The organism is Ensifer sp. 1H6, from assembly GCF_001976035.1.
Lineage (GTDB): Bacteria > Pseudomonadota > Alphaproteobacteria > Rhizobiales > Rhizobiaceae > Ensifer > Ensifer canadensis.
Genome location: NZ_MOAI01000087.1, coordinates 1 through 1,015 on the forward strand (window position 1 = coordinate 1; position 1,015 = coordinate 1,015).

General features: G+C 65.7%; 1 pseudogene. It reads left to right on the plus strand.

Going from position 1 to position 1,015, the window contains the following annotated elements:
- Nucleotides 1-1,015 (plus strand): annotated as a pseudogene (gene mcpU / locus BKP54_RS34775) (methyl-accepting chemotaxis protein McpU); the annotation flags it as partial.

The window sequence follows — 1,015 nt, forward strand, 5'->3', positions numbered from 1 at the left end:
GCTCGAAGACGAGGCCGACGCCAACCGTTCACTGTCGGAGCGCGAGCGCCTGGAACGCCAGGCTCGCGATGCCCGTGATGCTGCCGAAGTGCAGCAGGCCGTCGATGGCCTGGCAAGCGGTCTCGGCCGCCTGGCCGACGGCGATCTCGCCTACCGCATCGACAATCCGTTTGCCGATCGTCTCGATCGTCTGCGCGCCGACTTCAACAACTCGGTCGCCAAGCTGCACGACACGCTCTGCGCCGTTGGTGCCAATGCCCGCGGCATCGACGCCGGTGCGACGGAAATCCGTTCGGCCGCCGACGATCTGGCCCGCCGCACCGAGCAGCAGGCAGCCTCGGTCGAAGAGACGGCAGCTGCGCTTGAAGAGATCACCACCACGGTCAAGGATTCTGCCCGCCGGGCGGAGGAAGTCGGCGTGCTGGTCGCCCGCACCCGGGCCGGTGCCGAAAAGTCCGGCGAGGTCGTTGCCAACGCCGTCGAGGCGATGCATGCGATCGAAAAATCGTCGGGCGAAATCTCCAACATCATCGGCGTCATCGACGACATCGCCTTCCAGACCAACCTGCTGGCGCTGAATGCCGGCGTCGAGGCGGCCCGTGCCGGTGATGCCGGCAAGGGCTTTGCCGTCGTTGCCCAGGAAGTGCGTGAACTGGCACAGCGTTCGGCCAATGCCGCCAAGGAGATCAAGGCGCTGATCACCACCTCGGGCAACCAGGTGCGCAGCGGCGTGACGCTGGTCGGCGACACCGGCAAGGCGCTGGAGACGATCGTTGCCGAAGTGCAGGAGATCAACAAGCATGTGAGCGCGATCGTCACGGCGACGCGCGAACAGTCGACCGGCCTTCAGGAGATCAACACGGCAGTCAACACCATGGACCAGGGCACGCAGCAGAACGCGGCAATGGTGGAAGAGCAGACGGCGGCAAGCCATGGCCTGGCTTCGGAAGCCGCTTCGCTCAATGCGCTTCTGGCCCAGTTCAACCTCGGCAATACCCAGAGCGCCTATGCGCCG